The following is a 25715-nucleotide window of genomic DNA, read 5'->3' on the forward strand; positions in this document are numbered from 1 at the left end:
GTTTAAAGAAGCCACGACGTTTCTCCGAATCTATCAATATCGGAGAGCCAAATAAGTTCATTTATGGGCTGGACGACCAAAACCGAGCCAGACACATTCCTCACATCAATACCTGCGGCTCGCCATGGATACCGCCCGCCTCGACCTGAACCTGCTTCGCGTCTTCCATGCCATTCTCGAAGAACGCAATCTAACGCTCGCCGCCAACCGTCTGGGCCTTTCCCAGCCCGCGGTCAGCTACGCCCTCGGCCGGCTTCGCGCGCACCTCGACGATCCGCTTTTCGTCAGGACCGGCAACGAAATGCAGCCGACATCGGCCGCCTTGTCGCTGAGTGAGCCGCTGCGTCAAGCCATGGCGGCAACCGACCGCGCGCTTCAGATGATGGCGCCGTTCGATCCGGAAACCAGCACGAGGGTTTTTCGCATCGCGATGTCCGACCTCGGCGCACTCGCCTTCGCGCCCCCTCTGTGCGGCGCGCTGGCGCGCTGTGCGCCGCACGTGCAGCTCGATATCCGGTCGGTCGCTGTCGGCCAGATCGAGGAATCGCTGCGAGCCGGAAAACTCGACCTCGCGATCGGCAATCTGCCCGCGCTGCTGGGCCGCACGCATCATCACGAGCTATTTCACGAAGACTACCTGTGCATGACACGTCGTCGCGGCGATCTGCCGGAGGCCCGGCTGACGCTCGATCAATACCTGTCCATGCTTCACATTCTCGTCGGATCGCTCGAGAGCGCCCATCATCAAATCGAGGAACGGTTTCGCGAACAGAACATCCATCGTCAGATTGCATTGCGCGTTCCGCACTTCACCGTTGTGCCCCATATCCTCGCGCAGACCGATTGGATGGTGACGCTGCCCAGAAGAACGGTGCCTTTACTTAATCCCAATGGCCAGTTCGCGGTCTACGACTTGCCGGCGATCATTCCCGACGTCGCCGTCACAGTTCACTGGCACCCCGACTCGGACGAACGCGCCGCAAATCGCTGGCTAAGAGATCTGGTCATTCGAGCGCTCAGCGATTCACCGGCTTCGGTATCATCGTGCGACATCGATCAGCGCCAGTCGCCCTAGCTCAGACGGTTGGCGACCATCCAGCCCGAAGCGCCGCTCAATCCGGGGCCCGGATGAGTCGAGGCACCGATTTGATGGAGATTGCGGTATGGAGTGTCATGCCCGCGGCGCCCGTTGACGCCGGCAAATGGGCGAAGCCAGAAGAATTGATCGGGCGAGCACACGCCTGAATACGGGTCGCCCCCGACCAGATTGCAATTGAGTGCCTCGAGATCCGCCGGCGAATAGGCTCGGCGCCCAACGATCTTTGCTTGCAAACCCGGCATCACCGTTTCCAACTGGCGTTGCACCCGATCCGCGACTTGCTCGCGAATGTCTTCGGTCCACCGTCCGTCCGCCGGCGTGCCGATTTCGCCGAGCGCGTCGCCACGCAAGCGCGAAGGCATCTCCTGCATCTGCAGCCACAGGATTGCTCCGCCCGCGGGTGCACGGCTCGGATCGACGGCAGTCGGCTGACCGATTGCAATCGTAGGGCGGCTCGGAATGAGCCCGTTATTGGCCTGTGTTACGGACAGGCACACGTTTTCCATGCTTTCGGACAGATGCACCAGCGGAACACGAGCAAGTTCGGGATCGCACCAATCGGGGGAGAAGACAACGCGAAATGGATTTGCATGTCGCCTCTGCCGAACAGATAACCTTCGGCCCGTTCTCGCCACGGTGTGGCCACGTCCGGCAACAAGCGCCCGTACAATTGGCGCGGCGTCACATTGCAAACGACGGCTTCACGAGCACGCCATGGCCGGCCGCCCGCAAGCACGCCTACGGCCCGGCCGCCCGATAGGACCACACGTTCGACGTCCGTGTCGGTCACGAAGGTGCCGCCGCGCCGCTCGATGACGGATCTGAAGGCCTTGACGATGTTGCCGCTACCGCCCTTTACGACCGGCATGCCGCCCGCAATAACCGCGGCAAAGGTCAGCTTGCCGATCAGTGCAGAGCAGGCGTCGTCGGGCCCGAGGCCTGTATGCAGCACCCAAGGTGCGATCGCAGCGCGAGCGAGATCCGATTTGAGGCTTCGGTTGCCCCATCGACGGAAACTCTCGAGCGCTTCTCCGGCAAACGCGACCAAGCCGTCCATCCCGCGGCGGCGCCATTCCCGCCATGCCAGCTTGGCCATTTTCCAACCGTATGGGTTTTCACCGAGCAAGCCAAAGGTCAGCCCGGCGTCTTCGCCGAACATTCGCTCAGCCATCGATGCAAAAGCCGCGCCGTCGCCCGCGCAAATGGCATCGAGCCGATTGGCGGTATCGGCCAGATTCTGCTTGAACGCTATCGCGCGACCATCCGGTGTGACGATGCCGGTCGTATAGTCGCTTTGCGCGAATTCCAAGCCGGCAGCCAGCAAGTCCTCGCGCAGTTCTGCATATGCAGGACTTCCGACGAACAGTGGATACCAGGACGACAAAACATCGTGCGTGTAACCAGGAAACAATTCCTGACTATGAATGCAGCCCCCCAGGTCGGCATTGCGCTCGAGCACCGTGACCCGCTTACCGCGCTTCGATAGTACCGCCGCGCAGACCAGCGAATTGATACCGCTGCCGACGATGACGACATCCGATTCTTCTTGCATCGTATTGCTCGCTTTGTGTCGTCTCACTGCCAACGCGCGTAGAGCGGCGCGTCGGTGCTATCCATAAAGGGCAGATGTCCGTACTCCACCAGTTCCAACTGATTACCGAACGGGTCCAGAAAGTAATTCACCCGTAGTCCCGCGCACGAGCCGCTATCGATCGCAATCGGGCCTGCCATCACGCTCACACCGCGCGAACGCAGGAACGACAAGGCCTCGTCGAGATTCTCGACCTTCAGCGCGATATGACTCGCACCGATGTCGCAATTCCTCGGTGGCGTTGTCGCGGCGTCATGCGGCCGCTCATAGCGGAACAGCTCCAGCATGAGATTCTTGCCGAGCGCCATCATGACAAAATTCAAACGTGCTCCGGCGATGTTCAGGTGCGCCTGTGTCCAGTCCGTGCCATCGGGCAACGCGGGCAACTCCCTGGCATCGAACGGCCCCATTCTGTAGAGTTCGTTGGCGCCGAGCACGTCTCGATAGAAGCGTACGGCCTCGTCCAGGTCGGGCACAGTCAAGGCGACGTGATCAACGTGCATCAAACCGGGCAAACGCGTGTGTTTCACTAGTGGTCTCCTGTCGGGTGGGAGGCGACGAAGGCGCTCGCATGGGATACACGCCATATCCACGCGAGCGGGAACATCGACGCTCAAATAGTTGCCGATACCGGCCGGCCGTTGCGTGCGGGTTTAAACACGGTCAAACGCAGCACCGGATACACCACCAGGCAGATGACGACCGTACTGATTGCCTCTACCGGAATGAACCTTACGAGAACGTAGTGGGCGAGAACCACCGCCGCAATCGACGTGACGACCCCCGCCCAATTGACGATTTCCGCGGGCTTGTCCAGACCGAGGTCTTGTTCATTGACCAGCCGCCGAACGACGAAAAAATCGGCCACGATGATGCCGGCAAATGCCGTCGTCAGCACGCCTAGAATCGTGATCCAGGAATTGACCAGCGCAAGGATCTTTCCGTAGAGCATCACCAGACTGATGATATTGGCCAGGATCACAAACGCCAGCCGTCCCGGCCTGACACTGAGTGCGTCGAACAGATTGGAAAGCGAAAGCGATGCGCTGTAGGTGTTGAGCACCTGAGCCTTACCTTGAGCGAGCACCATCAGCAACGCGCCCATCACGCCACCAAATACGACGAATGCCGCGGTGACGCTGTCGGGGCTCTCCAACGTTGCATGCATGGCCGCCGCGTGTGTCATCCCCGATGTATGCGTATAGAACTCGACGAGAGACGGAATGCCCGCGTACATAACGATGCCGCCAAGCCCAAGCATCAAAACATCCATCATCAGATTGCCGATCAACGCAGCCAATCCGATGTCCCGCGACCGACGCGCGTAGCGGCCAAGATCCGCATCGACGAGCGCGAGTGCACCGGCGGATCCGATCAACACGTTCACTGCGAAGATGAACTTCTGCCCGTCGCTTTCAGCGCCCATCGCTTTCAGCGCCTCGGCCGGAAACTGCGGACCGAACGAAAACAGATCTGAAAGGGAATGCGGAGCGCCGGCGATGACGACGTAGGCGATATAGGCCAATACAGCCAGGAACAGGACGAGCGTGACCGACGAGACTTTGGCGACCAACGCGAAGCCGTAAGCCGTCAGCAGTACCCAGATCACGCTCATCAGGCCATAAATGGCAACGCGTGCGGTGACAGTATCGGCGAGGCCGAAGTAGAAGACGAACCCTCGATACAACAGCGCATTTTCGAGCGCAAGAAAGCCTATGATCATGAACGCGAAGATGAGCGACGATATGATCGAGCCTTTTTGGCCAAACCCGAAATAGCGGGACATGACCGTACTCGACAATCCCGACCGATACGCGACATGGCCGCATGCCCAACCAAGCAAAGCGCCAACAACCGTAACCGTGACGCCCGCGAGAAGCCCGATTTTGATGCCTGCGACGAACGTGACCAACGCTCCGAAAAACAATTGAACCAGGGACGTTACGATGCCCGCCGTGTTCCACGACAGGGCAAGCCACCCCTTCCGAGCACCCTCTGGCACCCGTTCCGATGCATGGTCCTCGATCGCCACGCTAAGACTTTCGTCCTTCATACTTCGCTCCTCTTTCTACGCCCCTGTCCATGCGGTAGCCGCTAACCTGCAACGAAGCGCGGCTCCGCCCGTGTTTGAACGTATCGTCAACGTTCACAAGTCCATTGACGATCCGGTTCGAGCAACGGATGTCCCAAGAGTGAAAGAAAGGCTGCGGCATGACACGTCACACGTGTTCGACGATCGTCGCGGTCGCAAAGCCCGCATGCCGTAATTCCACAATTTCGCGCAATATCCAGGATATCCCTGCTTCTCGCGATGCAGGCTGATCAAGCGACAAACAAGCGTGTCGACATGGCGGGCCCGTGATCTTCCTGCGGGAACACGCCCCAGCTCCCGTCGTCATGAAGAAAGAAGTACATCGCCCCTGAACTTTCCCGCCCAGGCATTTCAACGCGAACGCACCTTGTCGGGTACGCGCTATTGCTGCTGCGATGCATCGAGTGCCATTCGGACGAGAGGCCCAGATCAAGCCACTTTTCGATCACCGCCAACAATCCCGGAACAACAGGTTCCGTGTCGTTCGACACTCCGTTCATAGCGCCCATCTCAACCTCCATCCAGAACCCACATGCCTGCCAAGGATCGGGGCCATGGCCGTTCGGCTCTTTAGATCCCTCGACGCAACGTGCAGGTAAGACAACGATAGGTTTATCCCAGAGTGACCGCTATCCAACTGCGGCAATGGCTATCCGCGCCCAGCAGTAATCCGCAGGGCCAAGGCGTTGTCGGAAGAATGGTCCGCCATTGCCGGCGAGGAGCTAAGGTCAAGTGTGGTGTATGGGCAGCATCGTGACGGTCGATTTCAAGCGGCGAGCTTCTGCTGAACCGGCCGATCGTCTTGCACCGGTTCGCCGTCCTTGAAGGCAACGCCCTCGAGCAACAGCTTGATCTTTTCCGGGCCGTTAATACGGCGCCATGTTTTCTCGGCTCCCTCGATCAGCTTGAATGCCAGAGGAAGGTTGGTCGCGACACGCAATTGCGCGTGCGTGTCGTACGCTGGCGCACGGTCGCGAACGCCGATTCAATCGCGTTGGTCGTGCGCAAGTGCTGCCGATGTTCAGCAGGAAATTCGTAGAAGGCCAGCAAGCTCTCCCGATCCTTCTTCAACGTCTCGGTCGCCTTCGGATATTTTGCCGCATAGATCGGCACGAAACGATCGAACGCAGCGTGCGCGTCGGCGCGAGTCGCCGGAAACACCTCTTCCGGCGCCGCCCAGAAGCCCATTGCGCCTTCAGCCGGCTCACCACATTGGCCGACAAGCCCTTGGCGTCATCGCCCAGCAGCACGCTCAACGCTTCGCCCATATCGCCCGTCGAGATACCCTTTAGATACAGCAAGGGCAGCGCTGCGCTGACGCGAGGCGATTTCCTCACGTACGGCGGCACGATCGTCGAATTGAACTTCACGCCCGATCCCGATCGCGGCCAGTGATTCGATGGTCTGCACCAACAGCGCACAGGTATCATCGTCGGTCACTCGTTGGGCTGGTCGCAATCGGGTACATATTCCGGCGACGATGCTAGCCTTCTTGCAGCGCAACCCAGATGTGATCATCGATTCCCCGTCGGGGAGAAGCTATGCCTTCCGCCATCGCGCGACATCTCGACAGCAGGCGGCACTCGCATGAACTGGATTCTTGACCGTATCGCCCTGATCCTAACCGCCATTGCGTGCGCATTGGGTGCGTGGGCCTTCTATCACTACACTGGACAGTGGTCCGGGCCGATCATCATGACTATCGTGATCGTCGGGCTGTTCGCGGAAAACCACCGGCTTCGGAAGTTACTAGCTGCCAATGGCATCGAGTCCCGTCCTCGACGGCGCAATACCTAACACGCGTTGTGCGAGCGCAGACGAACGTCGCTTTGCGCGTCTCAGCGCTGGCAAGGCAAGGGGGCAACGTAGAACCGGACCAGCGACGCGGCGTCAGCGCTCAGCGGGCAGCCCGTCAAAGGGCGTTGCCGACCTCGTCCCGCTTTTTACGGTCATCTGCCTGCGAAACGTATTTGTCTGCCATGAGCCACACAGCGTCATTCTGCAACGCTTCGGGGAAGTTCATCGACCGTAGAGGCCAGATGTCCAACACCAGACGAGACGAGGCTGAGATGAAACGCGACGAATCGTCAAAACGCCGCAGGTTGAACTGCGGACTACGGCCACCATCCTCGTTCCATACGAACCAGAAGCCGAAGGGGAAGAATTTAAAGACGTGCCCGTAGATAGTCTCGTTGTTTCCGCCTAGGAACCGGAGGAATCCCATCACAGAATGCTTCATGACGACGCGGCGTCGATGCGGATAGAACCAGTAATACACGCACAACTGTTCGGGAAGGCACTGCGTCGGGTCCAGCACGTATCGTCGCAATGCGGCGTCAAGCGGCGCAACTGGATCGATTGACAGCACGTCTGGGACAACGTTCGCGGCTAATAGATGTCCCGCCACGGCGCGCAGAAACCTGTTTGGCTGGTAATCGAAACGTTGTGTCCGGGGCAACGATAAGCGGCTACGGGAAGCCAACGTGAAATATCTTTCGATTTGATGGACCACATCGCGCAAGGCAGGATCGTACTCAGTACCCAGCACGGTATTGTTGCAGCGAGAACAGATGGTCTTGAAGTGCGACCCACCCTGTGAGAAGACCATTCTTTTCGGCCTCTCGGGACTCGCGCCATAGACATCGGTGAATACGGAATCGTTGATGTTGCCGCAGTTCTTCGGCGGCACATGATCTGCCGTAAGCGGGCCGTGCGCTCGGCAGATCGCACCGTAGCCAACCTTCGGTCCACGGTTCGAGAACCGTTCCGCGAGATTCGTCGAATAATCAGCCATGACTCGGCGGAAAGCACATGGGTCAGTCCGGTAGTGGTTCCGCTCTCAGTCTACGAGCAGCCCTATCGATCCACACCCGGCACCGAACGTCCTTACTGGCCGCGTCTTGTGGACGAATCCGAATATGAAGATTCGTGCCGCTCCCCGGAATCCGGCATACGTTGCCGCCCCAACAAGCGTCAACCGGCCCCGCCAATCCGATGTCTTGGTCATCGGGGTTTGGCGATTCACGCGAGAACCAGTAGGCGACGTAGACCGTCTTCTTCGACTTCGGTGGAAGATCGAATTTCTCCACAAATCGCGGACCGGTCGATCCATCGTAAAGTGGTGCGTTCATCACGTGCGCGGTGCAGTCCTTCCAATGCACATCCGAGCGGTTCTGCACGATAGTCGCCACACTGTAGCCACGAAACTGATCGTTGAAGGCGAAGTCCGGCGACCGCACGTCGTCCGTGATCGATAAGGCAAGCGGCTGCATGTATCGCCGGGTCTTGAAGAACCCGAATATCGCGTAGACGCCCACGCCGATGACAAAACCACCGACCGCCCCGACGACGTTGTTTGTGAACTGGTCGTTGGTCACGCTGACGCCGAACTTGGCAAGGGCGAAGCCACCGAAGGAGCCACCAAACAGCGTAAGCCATCCGAATGTCTGCACGAACGCATCGTGGATCGTATACCAAAAGCCACCGACGCATGAACACCAGGCTTCGTTTTCGCTTCATCCAGTTTCCCCGATACCTCACACGTCATGCAGTTGGTCCGTCAAGGCGTGTCAGGTTTGCATGCTCGCGTAGCAGATGTCTTTAGCAGAAGAGTAATCGAAGTGCTACTTCCCCCCGATCCGCTGCTTTTCTGCCATTGAAGCAACAGAGGGGCTTTTCCCGCCGCACTCACACGGTAGGTACGTGTGAAATTGTCGTTGTTCGGATCGCTACGACCGGATTCATCGAACTGGCAAATCAACTTCGCGTGAATGCCAGCCTGTTCCAACGATGGCAGAGGATCAAAATTACAACCGTCGTAGAGTGTTCCAAAGCATTCGCCGCTGTCTGGTAGACCCGGACTTATAGAGATCGAATCGGGTCCGAATTTGGGCGGCGCATCCGTGTAGAGCGTGATCGTCCAGCCTAGTTCGTCGGTTCTCTGCCGAAGGACCGTGGAGATTCTACCCATCACATTGATCCTCAGGACCCCATTGCGATAACTTCGTACCGCCCCGGGATTTTGCGTATATCCGCTTTGCCATTGAATCGGTGAGTCAGCATTCCAGTCCCAACCTATCTGCTGCTGGCCGGGCTGCGGCATTAACGAAAGGACCACCGTCCCCAACTCGTATGAGTGCGTGCCTTGAAGCGACTGAGGGTATATGTCCGCCGGTGTCTTCGCGACCGCCGAGCAAATCCAACTCATGCAAAGCCAACTCGCGACGACCCATTGTTTCATTCTCGTCCCCGTCTTCGCCAATGACCGCAACGTTCACGCAGTCTCCCCGTTCGGCATGATTATGCCGCAGCCGAAGCACGTATTAACAATGCTGCCTGAATCTGTTCCAGCGGACCGGCAACATATCGCGCATCGAGACTCACGTAGTGCCGGTGCAGCACGTCGCCCCGCTTCGGCGCATACCCCAGGATGCGGCGCAGGATCGCGTCGCCGACGCCTTGCCTTGCCTTGCCGCTACGCTGGAATGCAACCTCGACGGGACCGTCGATCCTAGTTCAGCGGGTCGGGCGCAGGCAGCAAACCACGATGAAACATCTCTTGACGAGACACCCACCCAATCCCGTAAACTTCGGGCGCAGCAGTGGAACGCTTGTCCCAATTCTGTCCCACTGCCGTCCCACTTTAATCACTGAGTGGGACAAGATCGAACGGGCGAGCATTGCACAGCGCAGGTCGAGACCCTCGGGCGCACCGGAGTGGAGATGGAAGCGTTGACCGCCGTGCAGGTCGGGTTATTGACCGTTTATGACATGTGCAAGGCGGTGGATCGGGGGACGGTCATCACCGAGGTCAAGGTGATGGAGAAGCGATTGGTTACAACGAATACTTCGCTAATTTTCCACGCGAGATGCTCGCCCTTAAAAATATACAGTGGCCGCCCGTCGCGATAAGCGAGTGAATGGACCATGAATGACAGACAGCCCACGGTAAATTCAAGGTGCATTTCAGCATAGAATCGACCGAGTTCCTGGGGTCCATAGAACCAAACCTCCATCATATGAGTTGATTCCCGAACTCGTTCGCCAATACAATCTGCGCACCGAAAATCTAAAACGCGATGCCATGTCAACTCCCTACGCAGCGGAACGCGGCATTCCGAGCGTTCCGACGTGCAACAGAGGACGCGTATTACTCCAATTCGATGGTCGCTTTCTCTCGATGATCGGCCCGCAAGCGCGCAGCTATGCAGCCGTCTCGGGGCGGCCTTTGGGTGGTGGAGGCTTCGATTATTCGGTCTCGCGGCAACATGAAAGTAGCGTCGGCCCGATTCCACCCGGCCGGTACTGGATGCAGCCCTCGCAAATGTGGACGAACCGCTGGTACAGCATTGCGCCGCGTGCGGCCTGGGGAGACCACCGGCTATCGATCCACGTGTACCCGGGTACAGAGACGTTTAGGCGAGGTGGTTTTTTCATTCATGGCGGCACACACGCAGGCAGCGCAGGTTGTATTAACCTACATGCTCAGATGGAAAAGTTTGTGGTCGATCTGAAAGCGGCAGTCGGCGATTCCGACTGTTACGTTCCACTCACCGTCCAGTACCGATGAATCGATCCACCCGTGTACTGATCACGATGATCATCGTTACCTTGGTGATAGCGGTCGTGACGTTCAACTGGATTAACGTCAGCGAGGCATACGGCAGTGGGCCACCATACTACAGCCGCACCACCAACATGGATAAGTGGACGGACCCATTACAAGTGCTGGCTGCCGTCGATGCGCTGACGGTGATAGTGGTTCTGGCATTGGTTTATGTCATACGGAGGCGGAAGCGAACGCAAACACCGAATTAACGCGCCTGAAGCCGGCGAACATCCCGGTGTTCGCCGACATAAAGCGCCTTTACCCGACCAACGCTATTTGCATGCCTTCCCGTGATCGGGGCGGGCACCCTTGGCCTTGGCTTCCGCCTCCGTCATATACGTACCGTTCTTGGTCTTCCCGTAGTACCTGTCGCCCGGGCAGTGATAGACGTTCGTCGGGGTATTGACCCAGACCTTCCCTGCGCCTCCGCCTGTAACAGGAGACGGCGACGAAGTCATCGGCGTCGCTGCCGCCGGTGCGGCCGCCTTCGCCCCCTTCGACGACGCATTACGATCGATGCCACCGTGCCCGCGGCAAGCGCCCTTCAGCGTGGCGCCCGAGTACGGCGTCCCATCCCGGCAAGTCGCGTGCATCGCCCCTGACGCCGCAGCCGGTGCATTCGCTTGCGTTTGCCCGAAAGCAATAGACGACGCAAGAAGAGCGCCAAGAGCGACCGGCAAGAAGACTCTGTACATGGATAGTCTCTCCAAACGAGTGAAAAACGCGTTGAAGTACATACCCGGCAATGTTGTTCACCGCCGGCCGACGGAAATCGCAAGCCCTCAGTTGCGCCCTATCATGCCCGAGCTATTGTTCGCCCACAACCTGCGAGTACTGCCAGCCCGCAACTTGCGTGCAATCACTCATCCTCCGTATCCTCGCTATCCGAGTGCTCCGGCACGCCATAGCGCTTGACCAGTTCGGCTTTGAACGCAGCGAGCTTCGGCACGTTGTTGCACAAGCCATAGAGCGCCGAAAGCTGCCCCGGCCAATCGCGCAGCACGCCGGCAAATATCTTGAGCCGCTCCACCGTATCCAGGGCATCGGCCTCGCGTCCGTCGAGCGCCTGCAGCACCGCGTATCGCCGCAATACCGTCTCGCCCGGCAACAGCGCGATTGCTTTGCGATGCATCGCGAGCTTGGCCGCCAGATCGTGACTGTCGATCGGCAGCAACGTGGCCATGCCATAGTCGCCCCACGCCGAGAAAAGCCGCGACGGGTCGGCACTATATTGCTCCGCGGGGTGGGCTCCGTAATACAGCACCTCCGCACGCGCGTAATCGCGGTAGATCGGTAGCAGCGCCGCGAGCCCCGCCGCGACGATGAGGCCATGCACCGCGAGCGAGACGCGCGGCGGCACGAATCCGAGCGGTTTCGTTTCGAGAACGCCGAAGACAAACATTGCCGGCAGCAGAAAGAACATGTACTGCTGCGGGTATTCGACCAGTGCATGCATCATCAGCACGCCGATCAAGGCGAGACCGAACACGCGCGCTGCCGTATGAGGCGCAAGTAATACGCGCAACAGCCACGCGATCAAGCCGATCAGCAGCACCCCGAGCCCAACGATGCCCGTTTTGGCCAGCAGATCGATAAAAATGTCGTGCGAATTGTTGGCGATCTCCACATCGCCCAACAGCTTGACGAGTTCGAACTGAAAGCGCGGAAACTCTCCCCAACCGACACCGAGCCACGGATGGCCCCGGAACATCGTCCATCCGTACTTCCACATCGCAAGGCGCAACACGAATTGCCCCTTGTCCTGAAACCGATGCGCCGCGGAGACGTCGAGATCCAGGTGATACGCGGCGTTGGCCCAGCGCACCCCGATGTTCACGCCGATAAAAATCGCGACGAGCGCAAATGGCATGAGCCACTCGCGTGCATGTCCGCGCCCCCCTTCGCGCCGCGCAATGGCGATCGCCATCCAAAAGCCCGCCACCACGATCACCCCCGTTTGCAGCCAGGGGCCGCGCGAGACAGTCAACGCCTGGCCGAGCACGTAAATCGCCGAAACGATGCCCCATAGCAGCGGGTTGAGCCTGCGCGTCTGAACGAGAAACATCGCCGCGGCCAGCGCGAATGCAATGACCGTCGCCAGGTGATTGGCTTGCGCCATGTTGCCGAACGGCCGCCGCTCGATGGTCACGTTGTAGGCCACCACGAACGGTGCGAACCGCGTCTCGAGATGAAGCAGCTGCACGACTTGGCAGAACACCGCAAAGAGTCCGCCGATCACGAGCGCCCATGCCATCCAGCGCAATATGTCCTCTGACTGACCGGCGCGCGCGAATGCAAATCCCGTATGCGTCGCCATGAACGCCGCGAGCAGAAAGCCGGCGCCCAGCCAGTTCATCGACGGTTGCGCAAGCGGCAGCAAGAAGGTTTGCGCGATCAGCACTGCTCCGAACGCAAGCGGCACCAGCGCGACGGTCGGGGTACCGAACGCCGGCCGGGGCCGCGCGCACAGCGCGAGCCAGATCACGGCCGCACCGACAAGCAGGTAAAGCGTGAGCGCCGTAAACTCGGAATAAAAAGTCGGAATCGGGTAGGTGTGGTTGGTCACCGCGTAAGGAAGCAATACCGCAAGTGCCAACAGCGCAAATGAAAAAGTACGGGCGAACGAAGAAGTCATGAGGAACGGGGGCATCGGCAATCGGCGCACTATACAAAAAATTCCTTTCGCTGTGCGCGACCGATGCGTGCCCGCATCACCCGGCAATGCTCCGGCGAGATACTTTTCTTTCTTTTTTTACGCGCGGCACTCTGGTGGTGCAACGGAAGGGGGCAATGTGGCCACATCGAGCGGCATGGGCCCGGAACCCGGTGCGGGCAGCGACGATGCGTCCTTACCGCTGGCAAAGCATTCCCAGCTCAGCGCACCGGCCTGCATGACGCCTTTCGACAGCGCGACGCGGGCTGTAGGGGACGCGGGATCGTCAGGCGCCGAAGGCACGAGGACAAGCGTCTCCTTGCCGGCCGGGGCGATGCGCGCGGTGTAGCGGATCGATATCTGGCCGCTCTCGTCGTCGATGTGGATGGATTCGACGTTGCGCGTCGCGGGCGGCGAGAGATAGCCGCTATCGAGCGCGTTACCGAGCGCCGCGTTCTCTGCAACCGCAAGTCGCGCCACGGAAGCAAGCGACAATCCTTCACCCACGCGGCTGCGTGCCAGATAGTCCTGATAGGCCGGGACGGCATAGGCCGCCACGACGCCCACGATCGCAAGCGCAATCATGAGCTCGATCAGCGTGAATCCGCCGCGCGCGCAGGGAACGCGCCAGACGCGGGACAACACGGCATGCAGCGGAACAATCCGAAATCGGATGGCGGGCATCGGCATTTCTCCTCTAACCGAAGGACCGCTCGAATCGAGCGGACAACGGTTGGGAGCATAGCCAGCGCGCCTGCCGCGCGGCAGTCGTCCGAACGGCTAACGGCTAACGCGACTAACGGCTAACGGCTCGGGCTCTCGTGCTCTCGCCGCCGCATGCGCCGTTTGAGCGCATAGCCGATGATGACGACGATCAACGCGCCCGCGATCTTGGCGCCATATTCGGCCGCCGGGGAATCGAGCAGCGGCCAGCGATCGCCCGCCGGATCGTTGATGATGAGCCCGCCGGCGATCCAGCCGAGCAGCGCCGCGCCGATCGTCACGATGACAGGGAAACGGTCGAGCAATTTCAGCACGAGCGTGCTGCCCCAGACGATGAGCGGAATGCTGACGATGAGCCCGAAAATTACCAGGGCGATCCGATGTTGGGGATCGGCGGCCTCGGCGGCGCCGGCGATGGCGATGACGTTATCGAGGCTCATGACCGCATCGGCGATGATAATCGTCTTGATGGCCGCGACGAGTTTGTCGGCCGGTTTGACGTTCTCATGCGCATCGTGGGCCGGCGCAAGAAGTCGCACGCCGATCCAGAGCAGCAGCAAGCCGCCCGCAAACTTGAGCAGCGGTACATCGAGCAGCACCACGGCAAAAGCGATCAACGCGACGCGCAACACGATCGCGCCGGCCGTTCCCCACAGCACCCCCTGCATACGCTGCGCCGGAGGCAACTTGCGGCACGCAAGCGCGATCACGACGGCGTTATCGCCGCCGAGCAGGATATCGATGATGACAATCTGGATGACGGCGCCCCAATGGAGCGTCGAGAAAAAATCGATCATGGAATCGAGCATAGGTGCAAAAGGTATTCCTGGGACGGCGATGTCGGTAAGTTTGTGCGGCACCGGTAAAGCCGAAGCACAACCTGGAACTGACGCTGGTAGGGCAAAAAAAACGAGGAAGCCACCCGCGCTTCCTCGCTTCCTGTCGGCTATCGGAAAGCTTACGAACGAATTTCGCAAGAATACCAAAAATGCCGACGATAAGGTGCCGTCGCACGCATCGTGTGGCGTGGCAATGCCCGCCACAGCGACGCGTTCGAACGAATCAGCCTCAGAGAATGGACTTCAGCAAGCGCCCCATCTCCGACGGATTCTTCGTGACCTTGATACCACAGGCTTCCATGATTTCGAGCTTTGCCTCGGCCGTATCGGCACCGCCCGAAATCAGCGCGCCAGCATGGCCCATGCGCTTGCCCGGAGGCGCCGTTACACCGGCGATGAAGCCGACGACGGGCTTTTTCATGTTGTCTTTGATCCAGTACGCTGCGTTCGCTTCGTCCGGACCGCCGATCTCGCCGATCATGATGACGGCGTCCGTGTCGGGATCGTCGTTGAACATCTTCATGACGTCGATGTGCTTCAACCCGTTGATCGGATCGCCGCCGATACCGACCGCCGACGATTGACCCAGGCCGAGCGCCGTCAACTGACCCACTGCTTCATAGGTCAGCGTGCCCGAACGCGACACGACGCCGATGCGCCCCTTCCGGTGGATATGGCCCGGCATGATGCCGATCTTCAGTTCGTCGGGCGTGATCGTGCCCGGGCAGTTCGGCCCGAGCAGCAGCGTCTTGCGGTTTTCACGACGCATGCGGTCCTTGATCTCGATCATGTCGCGCACGGGAATGCCTTCCGTGATGCAGATCGCGAGATCGAGATCGGCTTCCACCGCTTCCCAGATCGCAGCCGCGGCACCCGCCGGCGGCACATAGATGACCGAGACCGTCGCGCCCGTTTCAGCCTTCGCTTCCTTCACGCTCGCGTAGATCGGAATGCCTTCGAAATCCTCGCCGGCCTTCTTCGGATTCACACCCGCGACGAACGCCTCGCGGCCGTTCGCGTATTCACGGCATGCGCGCGTATGGAACTGCCCGGTCTTGCCGGTGATGCCTTGCGTGATGACCTTCGTGTCTTTGTTGATCAGAATCGACATGTATTGACCTCTGTTCGTATCCGGTGGCTTCGACGCGGCGCTTACGCCTTGCCTTCGGCAGCCGCGACGACCTTCTGCGCAGCCTCTTCCATGCTGTCCGCCGAAATGATCGGCAGTCCCGAATCGGCGAGCATCTTCTTGCCGAGGTCCTCGTTCGTGCCCTTCATGCGCACGACGAGCGGCACTTGCAGATGCACGGCCTTCGAGGCGGCAATGACGCCTTCGGCAATCACATCGCAGCGCATGATGCCGCCGAAGATGTTGACGAGGATGGCCTTCAGGCCCGGGTTTTTCAGCATCAGCTTGAACGCTTCGGTGACCTTCTCGGTCGTGGCGCCGCCGCCGACATCGAGGAAGTTGGCCGGTTCGCCGCCGAACAGTTTGATGGTGTCCATCGTTGCCATCGCCAGGCCTGCACCGTTCACGAGACAGCCGATGTTGCCGTCGAGCGAGATGTAGGCGAGATCGAACTTCGAGGCTTCGACTTCGGCCGGATCCTCTTCATCCAGATCGCGGTAGGCGACGATCTCGGGGTGACGGAAGAGCGCGTTCGAATCGAAGTTGAACTTGGCGTCGAGCGCGATCACCTTGCCGTCGCCCGTCAGAATCAACGGGTTGATTTCGGCAAGCGATGCGTCCGTTTCCCAGAAGGCCTTGTAAAGACCTTGCAGAATCGCGCGGGCTTGCGGCACCGATGCGTCGGGTACGCCAATCTTCTTCGCGAGCTCATCGGCCTGCGCATCGGCGAGGCCCGTGGCCGGATCGACGGCGACCTTGTGGATCGCTTCGGGCGTCTTCGCGGCGACTTCCTCGATGTCCATGCCGCCTTCGCTCGAACCCATGACGACGATCTTTTGCGAAACGCGGTCGATCACGAGGCCGACATACAGCTCCTTCTTGATGTCCGCGCCTTCTTCGATCAGCAGACGGTTGACCTTCTGGCCTTCCGCGCCAGTCTGATGCGTGACGAGCTGCATCCCGAGGATCTGGTTCGCGTACTCGCGCACCTGCTCGAGCGATTTCGCGACCTTCACGCCGCCGCCCTTGCCACGGCCGCCCGCGTGAATCTGCGCCTTGACGACCCAGACCGGGCCACCGAGCTCCTCGGCGGCTTTCACCGCGTCATCCACAGAAAACACGGGCTTGCCGCGCGGTACCGCGACGCCGAATTTCCGCAGGATTTCCTTACCCTGGTACTCGTGAATCTTCATGCGTGATTCCCTTCAGTCTAAGAGTTGGATTGAACTTCGTAATCGCTGGCTGCCCTGGCACCGGTCGTGCCGGCCTCGTCCGTATCTGCGCGCGTACCACCTTCGCCTCGCTGCGCCATGCACGCCCCAGCCTGTGCAGGCAGGTGACGTATCGAGCGGCGGCAAAAGTAATCGGGGAATTTGAGCCCGACGCGGGCGCGGTAGGCGAGAGGGGAAACTTCGAGGGGACAGGGACACTGCACCCTATTCGCCTCGACACGAGGCGGGTGGTCGGTCAGACGCGTCCCGATGTCCCGGAGGCCATCCTCGCGCCCGAAGGCTTCCGCTCGAATCGCGCGTGAATGACAGCGCAACGGGCGGGACACGGGCGGTAAAGGCGGCATGGGAGGGAAGACGGCTGGCGAGGAAACCCGAAGATTTTAGCATAGTGGGAACCATCGCTCGGAACGCTGGCTGGCCCGAGCGTCCAGTCCCCCGGGAGCGCCCAGGAACCTCGTCACGGATGGCTGTACGATGCGATCGCGACTAGCCGTCGCTCCAGTCGCTCGACTCATCAGGCTCGCCCTGGCCCTTGAGAATCTGCATGGCGATAGCCTGTGAAAATCCGCGCATCGCCAAAAAGCGCGCTTGTTTCGCGCGCTCGGCAGGCGTTTGCGGGAGCGTACCGAATTTCTTGCGCCAGACCGCCAAGGCGCGCGCGAGTTCAGTTTCGCGAAGCTTCGAGCCAACCGCCTCGACGAGCGAATCGTCAACGGCATGCCGGCGCAATTCGCTGACGATGCGCGTCGTGCCCATCCGCTGAGCACGCCGATGCACGACGCTTTCGACGAACCGGGCATCGGACAGCCAGCCCTCGCGCTCGAGTGAATCGACGAGCGCCTCGACCGATTCTTCGGGTTCGGCAAACTGAGACAACTTGCGCGACAACTCGACACGGCTGTATTCGCGCCTCGACAGGTAATCGAGGGCGCGCGCCCGAAGCGAGCGCTGTCCGCGCGCGGCGGCACCGACGGTACCCGATGCAGCGCGGACCTTGCGCATCACGCGGCGCTTACTCCTCTTCGCCGGCTACTGCGACGCCTGCATCGGCCGCCGGTGGCATGGCATTGACGCCCAGCGACTCACGGATGCGGTTTTCGATCTCGCGCGCGATATCGGGATTCTCGCGCAGGAATTCGCGCGCGTTGTCCTTGCCCTGGCCGATGCGCTCACCGCTGTAGCTGTACCAGGCGCCGGCCTTGTCGACGATCTTCGCTTGTACGCCGAGATCGATGATCTCGCCCTGGCGCGAAATACCCTCGCCATACAAGATGTCGAAAATCGCTTCGCGGAACGGCGGCGAGACCTTGTTCTTGACCACCTTCACGCGAGTCTCGTTGCCAATGACTTCGTCGTTCTTCTTGATCGAACCGATACGGCGGATGTCGAGCCGCACCGAAGCATAGAACTTGAGCGCATTGCCGCCCGTGGTGGTTTCGGGGTTGCCGAACATCACGCCGATCTTCATACGGATCTGGTTGATGAAGATCACGAGGCAATTGGTACGCTTGATCGTGCCCGTGAGCTTGCGCAGCGCCTGCGACATCAGGCGCGCCTGCAGGCCCGGCAGCGAATCGCCCATCTCGCCTTCGATTTCCGCCTTCGGCACGAGCGCCGCGACCGAATCGATCACGATCATGTCGATCGAGCCCGAGCGCACGAGCGCGTCGGCAATTTCAAGCGCCTGCTCGCCCGTGTCGGGCTGCGACACGAGCAGATCGTTCACGTTCACGCCGAGCTTCGCCGCATATTGGATATCGAGCGCGTGCTCGGCATCGATGAACGCCGCCGTGCCGCCGAGCTTTTGCATCTCGGCAATGACTTGCAGCGTCAGCGTCGTCTTGCCCGACGATTCGGGACCGTAGATCTCGACCACACGCCCACGCGGCAGGCCGCCGACACCAAGCGCGATATCGAGGCCGAGCGAGCCCGTGGAGACCACCTGGATGTCTTCGGCCACTTCGCCATCGCCGAGCCGCATGACCGACCCTTTGCCGAACTGCTTTTCGATCTGCGCGAGCGCGGCGGCCAGCGCCTTGCTCTTTTCAGCCGTCAGTCCAGCCGAGCCTTTCTTGCTTTCTTCCATGAATCGTCCTTTGCTATGATGAGCGGCGTCTGTGGCGGGCGGGCCGAGTACTGGCCGGCACACGAAACGCAAGTACTGTATAAAAAAACAGGGTTCTTTGCAAGCCCGGTACAACGCGGATTTGCATGGCGGCAACGAGCCGGGCGGCGAGCACGGCGCAACTTTCGGTTGCTCCGGCCGCGGCGAGACCTCGAAATACATTGGAGACTGCGGCCTGTCGGGCTCGACGCCGACGAGCCGGCCAGCCCGCGCATCATGCGAATACTCATTGCCGAAGACGACAGCATACTCGCGGACGGCCTCGTCCGATCACTCCGCCAATCGGGCTATGCCGTCGATCACGTCAAGGGCGGCAGCGAGGCCGACGCCGCCCTTTCGATGCAGACGTTCGATCTGCTGATTCTCGATCTGGGGTTGCCGCGCATGTCGGGGCTGGAAGTGCTGCGCCGTCTGCGCGCGCGCAATTCGAGCCTGCCCGTACTGATTCTGACGGCCGCGGATAGCGTCGACGAGCGCGTGAAAGGGCTCGATCTCGGCGCCGACGACTACATGGCCAAGCCTTTTCATCTGAACGAACTCGAAGCGCGCGTCCGCGCGCTGACGCGCCGCGGCACGGGCGGCGGGCCGACCGTCATCCGCCACGGCTCGCTCGCGTTCGATCAGGTCGGGCGCATCGCCTATGTGAGCGATCAGGTGGTCGATCTCTCCGCGCGCGAACTCGGCGTGCTGGAAATATTGCTGCAGCGGATCGGGCGGCTGGTTTCGAAGGAACAGCTCGTCGATCATCTGTGCGAGTGGGGCGAGGAAGTCAGCAACAACGCAATCGAAGTGTACGTGCATCGTCTGCGCAAAAAGATCGAGCCGAGCGGCGTGCGCATCATCACGGTGCGAGGGCTCGGCTATTGCCTCGAAAAGCCCGCCGCAAGCTCGAACGGACCGGTAGCCGACGCGCCGTCCCAGAGCACCGCCGATGGTGCTGCTGCCGCCGCCACGGCACCCACCGCGCCCCGTGCGACCGATTCCGCCGCAAAACCTGCATCCAAGTAGGCATGTAATGGGTTCGCGCGTCTCGACACAGGACGACGGCGCGCCACCGCGCTCGCGCCCGGCACCCTCGGCCGGCTCGCACGACGCATCCGCGGCAGCGAGCAAGACACCCGACAGCGCCGCGCATACGCACGCCGCCAATCCGTACGCACCGCCCGACGAAGCCGATGCGGGCGGGCCGGAGCGACCGCGCTCGCTTTTCGGGGAAATTCTCGACTGGATGCTCGCGCCGCTGTTGCTGCTCTGGCCGATGAGCATTGCGGTGACCTACCTCGTGGCGAAGACGATCGCCAATGGTCCGTTCGATCGCGCGCTCGAGACCGATGCCTATGTGCTCGCGCGCCAGATCCATCCGGTGGGCGGCGTGGCGGAACTCTCGCTGCCCGCTGCCGCGCGCGACTTTCTGAATGGCGACAACACCGACAAGGTTTTCTACCAGGTGCTCGGCACACGCGGCGAGCTCGTTGCCGGCGTGCCCGATATGCCGCAGCCGGCCGATGACGATCGCCCTCAGCCCGGTATCGTCGAATTCCGTGACGCGATCTTGCACGGCAACGATATCCGTATCGCGTATACGAGCGTCGAATTGCCGGTCTCTCCGGCCGGGCAAACGGTGCTGGTGCAGGTCGGCGAAACGTTCGACAAGCGCAGCGCGCTCGCCAACGACATCATCAAGGGCGTGATCCTGCCGCAGTTCGTGATTCTGCCGCTTGCGATCGTGTTGGTATGGTTCGGCCTTTCGCGCGGGCTTGCGCCGCTGACGGCGCTGCAGGCCAACTTGCGCGCGCGCCGGCCCGACGACTTGTCGCCACTCGAAGCGCAGCGTGCGCCACCCGAGATCGAGCCGCTCGTCACCTCGTTCAACGATCTGCTCACGCGCCTCGCGCAAAACATCGATCTGCAAAAGCGCTTCATTGCCGATGCGGCGCATCAGATGAAAACGCCGCTTGCTGGGCTGCACACGCAAGCCGAGTTGGCATTGCGGCAGGACGTGTCGCCCGAGGTGCGCCTATCGCTCGAACAGATTGCGGCAAGTTCCGACCAGGCGGCGCGGCTCGTGACTCAGTTGCTCGCCCTCGCGCGCGCCGAAAATCGCATGTCGGGGCAAATCTTCGCGCCCATCGAGATTGCGCATCTCGCGCGATTGGCTGTGCGCGACTGGGTACGCGCCGCGCTGGCCAAACAGATGGATCTCGGCTACGAGGGCCCCGAGGAGGGCCGCGATCCGCCCGCCATGGTCGCCGGTAATGCCGTCATGCTTCGCGAGATGCTTTCGAACGTGATCGATAACGCCATCCGCTATACCCCGACTGGCGGGCGCATCACCGTGCGCGTGGTGCTCGCGCGCGACAAGCGGTTGGTTCATCTCGAAGTCGAGGACACGGGACCCGGCATCGCCCCTGCGGAGCGGCCGAAAGTCGTCGAGCGGTTCTATCGGATTCTCGGGCGTGAAGGGGACGGAAGCGGGCTCGGGCTGGCCATCGTGCGGGAAATCTCGACGATGCACGGGGGCACGCTGACGATCGACGACCATGTCTACCAAACCTCGCCCCGGCTCGCGGGCACGCTCGTGCGAATCAGTCTGCCGCTCATCGAAGGCACCCCGGATTTACCCTGAATATTGCCGGCCCGATTCCGGGCATGTGGGCAGCCCGCCGTCAGCGCGCCCTTCGCAGAACGGTTTTAGGCGAATTTGGGCGATGTTCCAGACAAATATCCGACGATACCTTAAACGCCCATTAGCGTAGGCGTAAACCAGCAGCCGGTCCTGGCGTCAGTCCGACGTAAGTTTGCCTCCCAATAATCGACCGCAAGCAGCCGTGTGTCCCAAATTTGGACATATGGAACTGCTGTCCAATATGAGGAGACACACATGGCAACGGTAGGCGGGCACATTTCGCACGCGCCGATGAGCGCCGACGAGAAGAAGGTGATCTTCGCGTCGTCGCTCGGCACTGTTTTCGAGTGGTACGACTTCTATCTGGCGGGCTCGCTCGCCGTCTATATCAGCAAGAGCTTTTTCGCGGGCGTCAATCCCACCGCCGGCTTCATCTTTACGTTGCTCGGTTTCGCGGCCGGCTTTGCCGTGCGGCCGTTCGGCGCACTCGTGTTCGGTCGGCTCGGCGATCTTGTCGGCCGCAAGCACACGTTCTTGATCACGATCGTGATCATGGGTCTCTCGACGTTCGTGGTCGGCCTCCTGCCGGGATATGCGTCGATAGGGTTTGCGTCTCCGGTGATCTTCATCGCAATGCGGCTTTTGCAGGGCCTCGCGCTCGGCGGTGAGTACGGCGGCGCGGCAACCTATGTCGCTGAACATGCCCCGGCCAACCGGCGCGGCTACTACACGTCGTGGATCCAGACGACGGCCACGCTCGGCCTGTTCCTCTCGCTGCTCGTGATTCTCGGCATTCGCACGTCCATCGGCGAAGAATCGTTCGCGAGCTGGGGCTGGCGTATTCCGTTCATCGCATCGCTGCTCCTGCTCGCCGTGTCGGTCTGGATCCGGCTGCAACTGAGCGAATCGCCGGCGTTCCTCCGAATCAAGGCTGAGGGCAAGACTTCGAAGGCACCGCTCACCGAGGCATTCGGCCAGTGGAAGAACCTGAAGATCGTGATTCTTGCGCTCATCGGCTTGACGGCCGGCCAGGCCGTGGTCTGGTACACGGGCCAGTTCTATGCGCTCTTTTTCCTGACGCAGACGCTCAAGGTGGATGGCGCGAGCGCCAATATCCTGATCGCGTTGGCCTTGTTGATCGGCACGCCGTTTTTCGTGTTCTTCGGTTCGCTGTCGGATCGTATCGGCCGCAAGCCGATCATCATGGCCGGCTGCCTGATTGCCGCACTGACCTACTTCCCGCTGTTCAAGGCACTCACGCACTTTGCCAATCCGGCGTTGGAAGCCGCGACGCAAAAGTCGCCCATCGTCGTCGTCGCCAATCCGGACGAGTGCTCGTTCCAGTTCAACCCCGTCGGCACCGCGAGCTTCACGAGTTCTTGCGACATCGCGAAGAGCGCGTTGGCGAAATCGGGCTTGAACTACTCGAACGTGGCAGCGCCCGCGGGCACCATCGCCCAGGTGAAGGTGGGGGATGCGGTGCTGGAGTCCTATGACGGCAAGGCGCCCGACGCGAAAGCGAAAGGCGCGGCGTTCACGAAGACGCTGGCCTCGACGCTCAAGGGTGCGGGGTACCCGGCGAAGGCCGATCCGTCGCAGTTGAACTGGCCGATGACGGTGGTGATCCTGACGCTGCTCGTGATCTACGTGACGATGGTGTACGGTCCGATCGCGGCGATGCTCGTGGAGATGTTCCCGACGCGGATTCGGTACACGTCGATGTCGCTGCCCTATCACATCGGCAACGGCTGGTTCGGCGGCTTCCTGCCGGCGACGGCGTTCGCGATCGTTGCGACCCAGGGAAATATCTACTCGGGGCTCTGGTATCCGGTGGCGGTGGCGTTGATCACGTTCGTGATCGGGATGCTGTTCGTCAAGGAGACGAAGGACTCCAATATCTACTCGCGGGATTGAGGCGGGGAGCGGCGAGGGACCAACGGCGGGTGAGGTTTGCAAGGGGTGGGACACGGATGAATCCCAGCACTTGACAGCGCCGCCCGTCCTAACGATAATCGTCCTTCTTTCGGCGAATTAGCTCAGTCGGTTAGAGCGACGGAATCATAATCCGCAGGTCCGGGGTTCGAATCCCTGATTCGCCACCAGCTTCAAGAAAAAGCCGCTGTTCCGCAAGGTTCAGCGGCTTTTTTGTTTTGGAACGCCGGTAATGCGCCCGAACAGGCGCGTTACGCATCTAAAGCGGCCAATCGTTTTAGATGCGGGCGGTTTTCCGGGAGCGGGTGCTACACGCCACTGTTACCTCAACGTGGAGAGCACACCGTGAAACATCCCTACCTGACCACCCGCGCCGATTCGGCCCATTACTACTTCCGCCGCAAGGTGCCGCTCGAGCTGCGCGCGCAGCTCCAGAAAACTGAAATTTGGGTGAGCCTGGAAACGCCCTGCCGGACCGAGGCCATCACCCGCCTGCCGATGGCCGCCCTCGAGTATGAGCGTCTCGTCGCTCCGGCGCGGGCGGCGGCCGCCTCGGCCGCCATGGCAGCAGACGCCTGGTTGCCGCACGGAATGCGCGCCGTCGACGATGAGCCTCACCCGTATCACCCGACCGTACAGCCGCCGGGCACGACGCGCCTTCACGCCCTGCACATTCCCCGGCTGGTCGAGCGCTACACCGTCAACGCGCTGGCGAACGACGACGAAGCACGTCCAACTTACTTCGAGAAAGAGAGCGACGAAGCCGAAGCCGACAAAGACGACTACGACGACGAGGCACACCGAGCCTTCTTGCTCGAGGCTCGCAAGCATCTGCGCCGGGCCCGGGCGTCGGACGACTTTTCGGACGTCCGCGAGTCCGTCGAGGAGCATCTGATGTGGGAGCGCGCCTGGCTGCCCGCTGCGTCGACGGAGTTTGTCACGCTGTTGAAGGCGATTGCCGATGCGCAGCTGGCTGTCGTGGAAGAAGAGCTGCGGCGCCTCGATGGCGAAGTCAGCGAGACGCCCGAGCTGATTCCCCTGGTCGACGAAAACGATACGTGGGAAGCCGCCCTGAAATGCTGGAAGGAGGAGCGCATGCCTTCGCCGAAAACCGTCCATGACGTGACGACGCAGATACAGCGCTTCAAGTCGCATGTGGGCGAGCTGCCCCTGTCGGCCCTGACGTCCGACCACGTTGAACGATTCAAGACGCTCTGCCTCGAGAAGGACGAGGTCGAGCACGGCCGCGTGAACACGATTCTGTCGTTGCTGTCGCCGCTCGCCACGCTCGCCATGCGCAAGAAATTGACGCAGCTGGCCAGCAACCCGTTCAGCGGCATGAAATATCCCGCCAAGGTGGTCGAGCTCAATCGTAAGACGGTACGCAACGCATTCACGGTGGACCAGTTGAACCAGGTCTTCTCCTGCCCCGTGTATACGCGGGGCCATCGTCCGGGCAAAGGAGGTGGCGAGGCCGCCTACTGGCTGCCGCTACTTGGTCCGCATACCGGCGCCCGGGTCGAAGACCTGTGCCGCCTCACGGTCGCGGACGTGGTCCAGCGCGAGGGCGTATGGTGTCTGCACCTGCACGACTCGAAGCGCGAGAGTCGCACCGGGAACCGGACTGTCATGCGCCACGTCCCGGTCCACCGCAATCTGCTCCGGCTTGGCTGGCTCGACCACGTCGAATCCCGCCGGCCAGCCGGCGGCTCGGCATGGCTCTTTCCCGACCTCTCGACCAACCAGTACCAGAAGCGCGGTGCGGTGTTCAGCAATTGGTTCAATGAATACCTGCGCTCGCCCATCGGCCTCACGGACCCGGCGCTCGTGTATCACAGTTTTCGCCACACGTTCCAGACGTTTGGCGAGCTGACGGGCATCAGCGGACACGTCATCGACGAACTGATTGGGCACGCGCCTGACAGCCGTTATGGCAAGAAGGAAGGCGGGTTCAAACGGCTGCCCTTTGCACTGCTCATCGAGGCGATGGAAAAGCTGGATTTTCCGGGCTTGCAATTGAGCCACCTGCCCTGCGCGGGTCAGGCATAACCAAGGCCCAGGTTCCG

At 61.0% G+C, this 25715-nt stretch carries 20 protein-coding genes, 1 tRNA gene and 4 pseudogenes; 10 read left to right on the forward strand and 15 right to left on the reverse strand.

Annotated elements, in window-relative coordinates:
* Positions 1-124: 124 nt before the first annotated feature.
* A complete protein-coding gene (locus ACR9ZC_RS24020) occupies positions 125-1075 on the forward strand; it encodes a LysR family transcriptional regulator (RefSeq protein ID WP_481582181.1) in 951 nt (316 codons plus the stop codon).
* Here ACR9ZC_RS24020 and ACR9ZC_RS24025 read toward each other — a convergent pair.
* The 5 genes and pseudogenes from ACR9ZC_RS24025 to ACR9ZC_RS24045 form a co-directional block, all read right to left on the reverse strand.
* Positions 1072-2651: pseudogene (locus ACR9ZC_RS24025) on the reverse strand (phytoene desaturase family protein). The gene ACR9ZC_RS24020 and the pseudogene ACR9ZC_RS24025 overlap by 4 nt on opposite strands.
* A gap of 23 nt (positions 2652-2674) precedes the next feature.
* Positions 2675-3220 carry a VOC family protein gene (locus ACR9ZC_RS24030; RefSeq protein WP_481582182.1) on the reverse strand — a complete coding sequence of 182 codons (546 nt, stop codon included), beginning with the start codon at positions 3218-3220 and terminating at the stop codon, positions 2675-2677.
* Positions 3221-3303: 83 nt separating this feature from the next.
* Positions 3304-4743, reverse strand: coding sequence for a purine-cytosine permease family protein (locus tag ACR9ZC_RS24035; protein ID WP_481582183.1), 1440 nt, complete (start codon positions 4741-4743; stop codon positions 3304-3306).
* A gap of 805 nt (positions 4744-5548) precedes the next feature.
* Complete coding sequence (locus tag ACR9ZC_RS24040) at positions 5549-5722, reverse strand: hypothetical protein (protein WP_481582785.1); 174 nt, start codon at positions 5720-5722, stop codon at positions 5549-5551.
* 5 nt (positions 5723-5727) lie between these two features.
* Positions 5728-6167: pseudogene (locus ACR9ZC_RS24045) on the reverse strand (transposase); the annotation flags it as partial.
* Between the two features lie 202 nt (positions 6168-6369).
* Here ACR9ZC_RS24045 and ACR9ZC_RS24050 point away from each other — a divergent pair.
* Entirely contained in the window at positions 6370-6579 is a 210-nt protein-coding gene (locus tag ACR9ZC_RS24050) for a hypothetical protein (protein ID WP_481582184.1), read from the forward strand.
* A gap of 115 nt (positions 6580-6694) precedes the next feature.
* Here the strand turns inward: ACR9ZC_RS24050 and ACR9ZC_RS24055 are convergent, their stop codons facing one another.
* Together ACR9ZC_RS24055 and ACR9ZC_RS24060 are read right to left on the reverse strand one after the other, a co-directional pair.
* Complete coding sequence (locus ACR9ZC_RS24055) at positions 6695-7576, reverse strand: hypothetical protein (RefSeq protein ID WP_481582185.1); 882 nt, start codon at positions 7574-7576, stop codon at positions 6695-6697.
* A 22-nt stretch (positions 7577-7598) separates the two neighbouring features.
* The gene (locus ACR9ZC_RS24060) at positions 7599-8234 is read right to left on the reverse strand and encodes a hypothetical protein (protein WP_481582186.1); all 636 of its coding nucleotides are present in this window, start codon (positions 8232-8234) and stop codon (positions 7599-7601) included.
* Positions 8235-9453: 1219 nt separating this feature from the next.
* On the opposite strand from ACR9ZC_RS24060, the pseudogene ACR9ZC_RS24065 reads away from it, so the two are divergent.
* From ACR9ZC_RS24065 to ACR9ZC_RS24075, 3 genes and pseudogenes are all read left to right on the forward strand, one after another.
* Positions 9454-9693 (forward strand): annotated as a pseudogene (locus tag ACR9ZC_RS24065) (cyclic pyranopterin monophosphate synthase MoaC); the annotation flags it as partial.
* 112 nt (positions 9694-9805) lie between these two features.
* Positions 9806-10351: a tlde1 domain-containing protein gene (locus ACR9ZC_RS24070; RefSeq protein WP_481582187.1), complete on the forward strand. Its 546-nt coding sequence runs from the start codon at positions 9806-9808 to the stop codon at positions 10349-10351.
* Positions 10348-10599: a hypothetical protein gene (locus ACR9ZC_RS24075; protein ID WP_481582188.1), complete on the forward strand. Its 252-nt coding sequence runs from the start codon at positions 10348-10350 to the stop codon at positions 10597-10599. Before ACR9ZC_RS24070 ends, ACR9ZC_RS24075 begins: the two co-directional genes overlap by 4 nt.
* A gap of 63 nt (positions 10600-10662) precedes the next feature.
* Here ACR9ZC_RS24075 and ACR9ZC_RS24080 read toward each other — a convergent pair whose 3' ends face one another.
* The 8 genes and pseudogenes from ACR9ZC_RS24080 to recA form a co-directional block, all read right to left on the reverse strand.
* The gene (locus tag ACR9ZC_RS24080) at positions 10663-11085 is read right to left on the reverse strand and encodes a signal peptide protein (RefSeq protein ID WP_481582189.1); all 423 of its coding nucleotides are present in this window, start codon (positions 11083-11085) and stop codon (positions 10663-10665) included.
* Between the two features lie 164 nt (positions 11086-11249).
* Positions 11250-13025, reverse strand: coding sequence for a PglL family O-oligosaccharyltransferase (locus ACR9ZC_RS24085; protein WP_481582190.1), 1776 nt, complete (start codon positions 13023-13025; stop codon positions 11250-11252).
* 117 nt (positions 13026-13142) lie between these two features.
* The gene (locus ACR9ZC_RS24090; RefSeq protein WP_440560968.1) at positions 13143-13727 is read right to left on the reverse strand and encodes a pilin; all 585 of its coding nucleotides are present in this window, start codon (positions 13725-13727) and stop codon (positions 13143-13145) included.
* A gap of 119 nt (positions 13728-13846) precedes the next feature.
* Positions 13847-14563, reverse strand: coding sequence for a TerC family protein (locus ACR9ZC_RS24095; RefSeq protein ID WP_481582756.1), 717 nt, complete (start codon positions 14561-14563; stop codon positions 13847-13849).
* 271 nt (positions 14564-14834) lie between these two features.
* Positions 14835-15716 carry a succinate--CoA ligase subunit alpha gene (sucD, locus tag ACR9ZC_RS24100; RefSeq protein WP_173261369.1) on the reverse strand — a complete coding sequence of 294 codons (882 nt, stop codon included), beginning with the start codon at positions 15714-15716 and terminating at the stop codon, positions 14835-14837.
* A 41-nt stretch (positions 15717-15757) separates the two neighbouring features.
* Complete coding sequence (sucC, locus tag ACR9ZC_RS24105; protein WP_331566943.1) at positions 15758-16927, reverse strand: ADP-forming succinate--CoA ligase subunit beta; 1170 nt, start codon at positions 16925-16927, stop codon at positions 15758-15760.
* Between the two features lie 525 nt (positions 16928-17452).
* Positions 17453-17977 (reverse strand): annotated as a pseudogene (gene recX / locus ACR9ZC_RS24110) (recombination regulator RecX); the annotation flags it as partial.
* A 1-nt stretch (position 17978) separates the two neighbouring features.
* Positions 17979-19052, reverse strand: a complete 1074-nt coding sequence (recA, locus tag ACR9ZC_RS24115) for a recombinase RecA (protein ID WP_481582191.1) — start codon at positions 19050-19052, stop codon at positions 17979-17981.
* 255 nt (positions 19053-19307) lie between these two features.
* On the opposite strand from recA, the gene ACR9ZC_RS24120 reads away from it, so the two are divergent.
* The 5 genes from ACR9ZC_RS24120 (at position 19308) to ACR9ZC_RS24140 (ending at position 25698) form a co-directional block, all read left to right on the forward strand.
* Positions 19308-20099 carry a response regulator gene (locus ACR9ZC_RS24120; RefSeq protein WP_481582192.1) on the forward strand — a complete coding sequence of 264 codons (792 nt, stop codon included), beginning with the start codon at positions 19308-19310 and terminating at the stop codon, positions 20097-20099.
* Positions 20100-20106: 7 nt separating this feature from the next.
* Entirely contained in the window at positions 20107-21717 is a 1611-nt protein-coding gene (locus ACR9ZC_RS24125) for a sensor histidine kinase N-terminal domain-containing protein (protein WP_481582193.1), read from the forward strand.
* A gap of 255 nt (positions 21718-21972) precedes the next feature.
* Positions 21973-23631 carry an MFS transporter gene (locus ACR9ZC_RS24130; protein ID WP_331566951.1) on the forward strand — a complete coding sequence of 553 codons (1659 nt, stop codon included), beginning with the start codon at positions 21973-21975 and terminating at the stop codon, positions 23629-23631.
* Positions 23632-23742: 111 nt separating this feature from the next.
* Positions 23743-23819: transfer RNA gene (locus tag ACR9ZC_RS24135), tRNA-Met, on the forward strand.
* 175 nt (positions 23820-23994) lie between these two features.
* Complete coding sequence (locus ACR9ZC_RS24140; protein WP_481582194.1) at positions 23995-25698, forward strand: DUF6538 domain-containing protein; 1704 nt, start codon at positions 23995-23997, stop codon at positions 25696-25698.
* Positions 25699-25715 lie beyond the last annotated feature (17 nt).

Source organism: Trinickia sp. HAY1-2D (genome assembly GCF_056754935.1).

Coding starts and splice junctions, on each gene's coding strand:
- ACR9ZC_RS24050 (WP_481582184.1), top strand. CDS start 6,370: ATGAACTGGATTCTTGACCGTATCGCCCTGATCCTAACCGCCATTGCG.
- ACR9ZC_RS24055 (WP_481582185.1), bottom strand. CDS start 7,576: ATGGCTGATTATTCGACGAATCTCGCGGAACGGTTCTCGAACCGTGGA.
- ACR9ZC_RS24035 (WP_481582183.1), bottom strand. CDS start 4,743: ATGAAGGACGAAAGTCTTAGCGTGGCGATCGAGGACCATGCATCGGAA.
- ACR9ZC_RS24085 (WP_481582190.1), bottom strand. CDS start 13,025: ATGACTTCTTCGTTCGCCCGTACTTTTTCATTTGCGCTGTTGGCACTT.
- ACR9ZC_RS24090 (WP_440560968.1), bottom strand. CDS start 13,727: ATGCCCGCCATCCGATTTCGGATTGTTCCGCTGCATGCCGTGTTGTCC.
- sucC (WP_331566943.1), bottom strand. CDS start 16,927: ATGAAGATTCACGAGTACCAGGGTAAGGAAATCCTGCGGAAATTCGGC.
- ACR9ZC_RS24125 (WP_481582193.1), top strand. CDS start 20,107: ATGGGTTCGCGCGTCTCGACACAGGACGACGGCGCGCCACCGCGCTCG.
- ACR9ZC_RS24080 (WP_481582189.1), bottom strand. CDS start 11,085: ATGTACAGAGTCTTCTTGCCGGTCGCTCTTGGCGCTCTTCTTGCGTCG.
- ACR9ZC_RS24095 (WP_481582756.1), bottom strand. CDS start 14,563: ATGATCGATTTTTTCTCGACGCTCCATTGGGGCGCCGTCATCCAGATT.
- ACR9ZC_RS24120 (WP_481582192.1), top strand. CDS start 19,308: ATGCGAATACTCATTGCCGAAGACGACAGCATACTCGCGGACGGCCTC.
- ACR9ZC_RS24020 (WP_481582181.1), top strand. CDS start 125: ATGGATACCGCCCGCCTCGACCTGAACCTGCTTCGCGTCTTCCATGCC.
- ACR9ZC_RS24130 (WP_331566951.1), top strand. CDS start 21,973: ATGGCAACGGTAGGCGGGCACATTTCGCACGCGCCGATGAGCGCCGAC.
- ACR9ZC_RS24075 (WP_481582188.1), top strand. CDS start 10,348: ATGAATCGATCCACCCGTGTACTGATCACGATGATCATCGTTACCTTG.
- sucD (WP_173261369.1), bottom strand. CDS start 15,716: ATGTCGATTCTGATCAACAAAGACACGAAGGTCATCACGCAAGGCATC.
- recA (WP_481582191.1), bottom strand. CDS start 19,052: ATGGAAGAAAGCAAGAAAGGCTCGGCTGGACTGACGGCTGAAAAGAGC.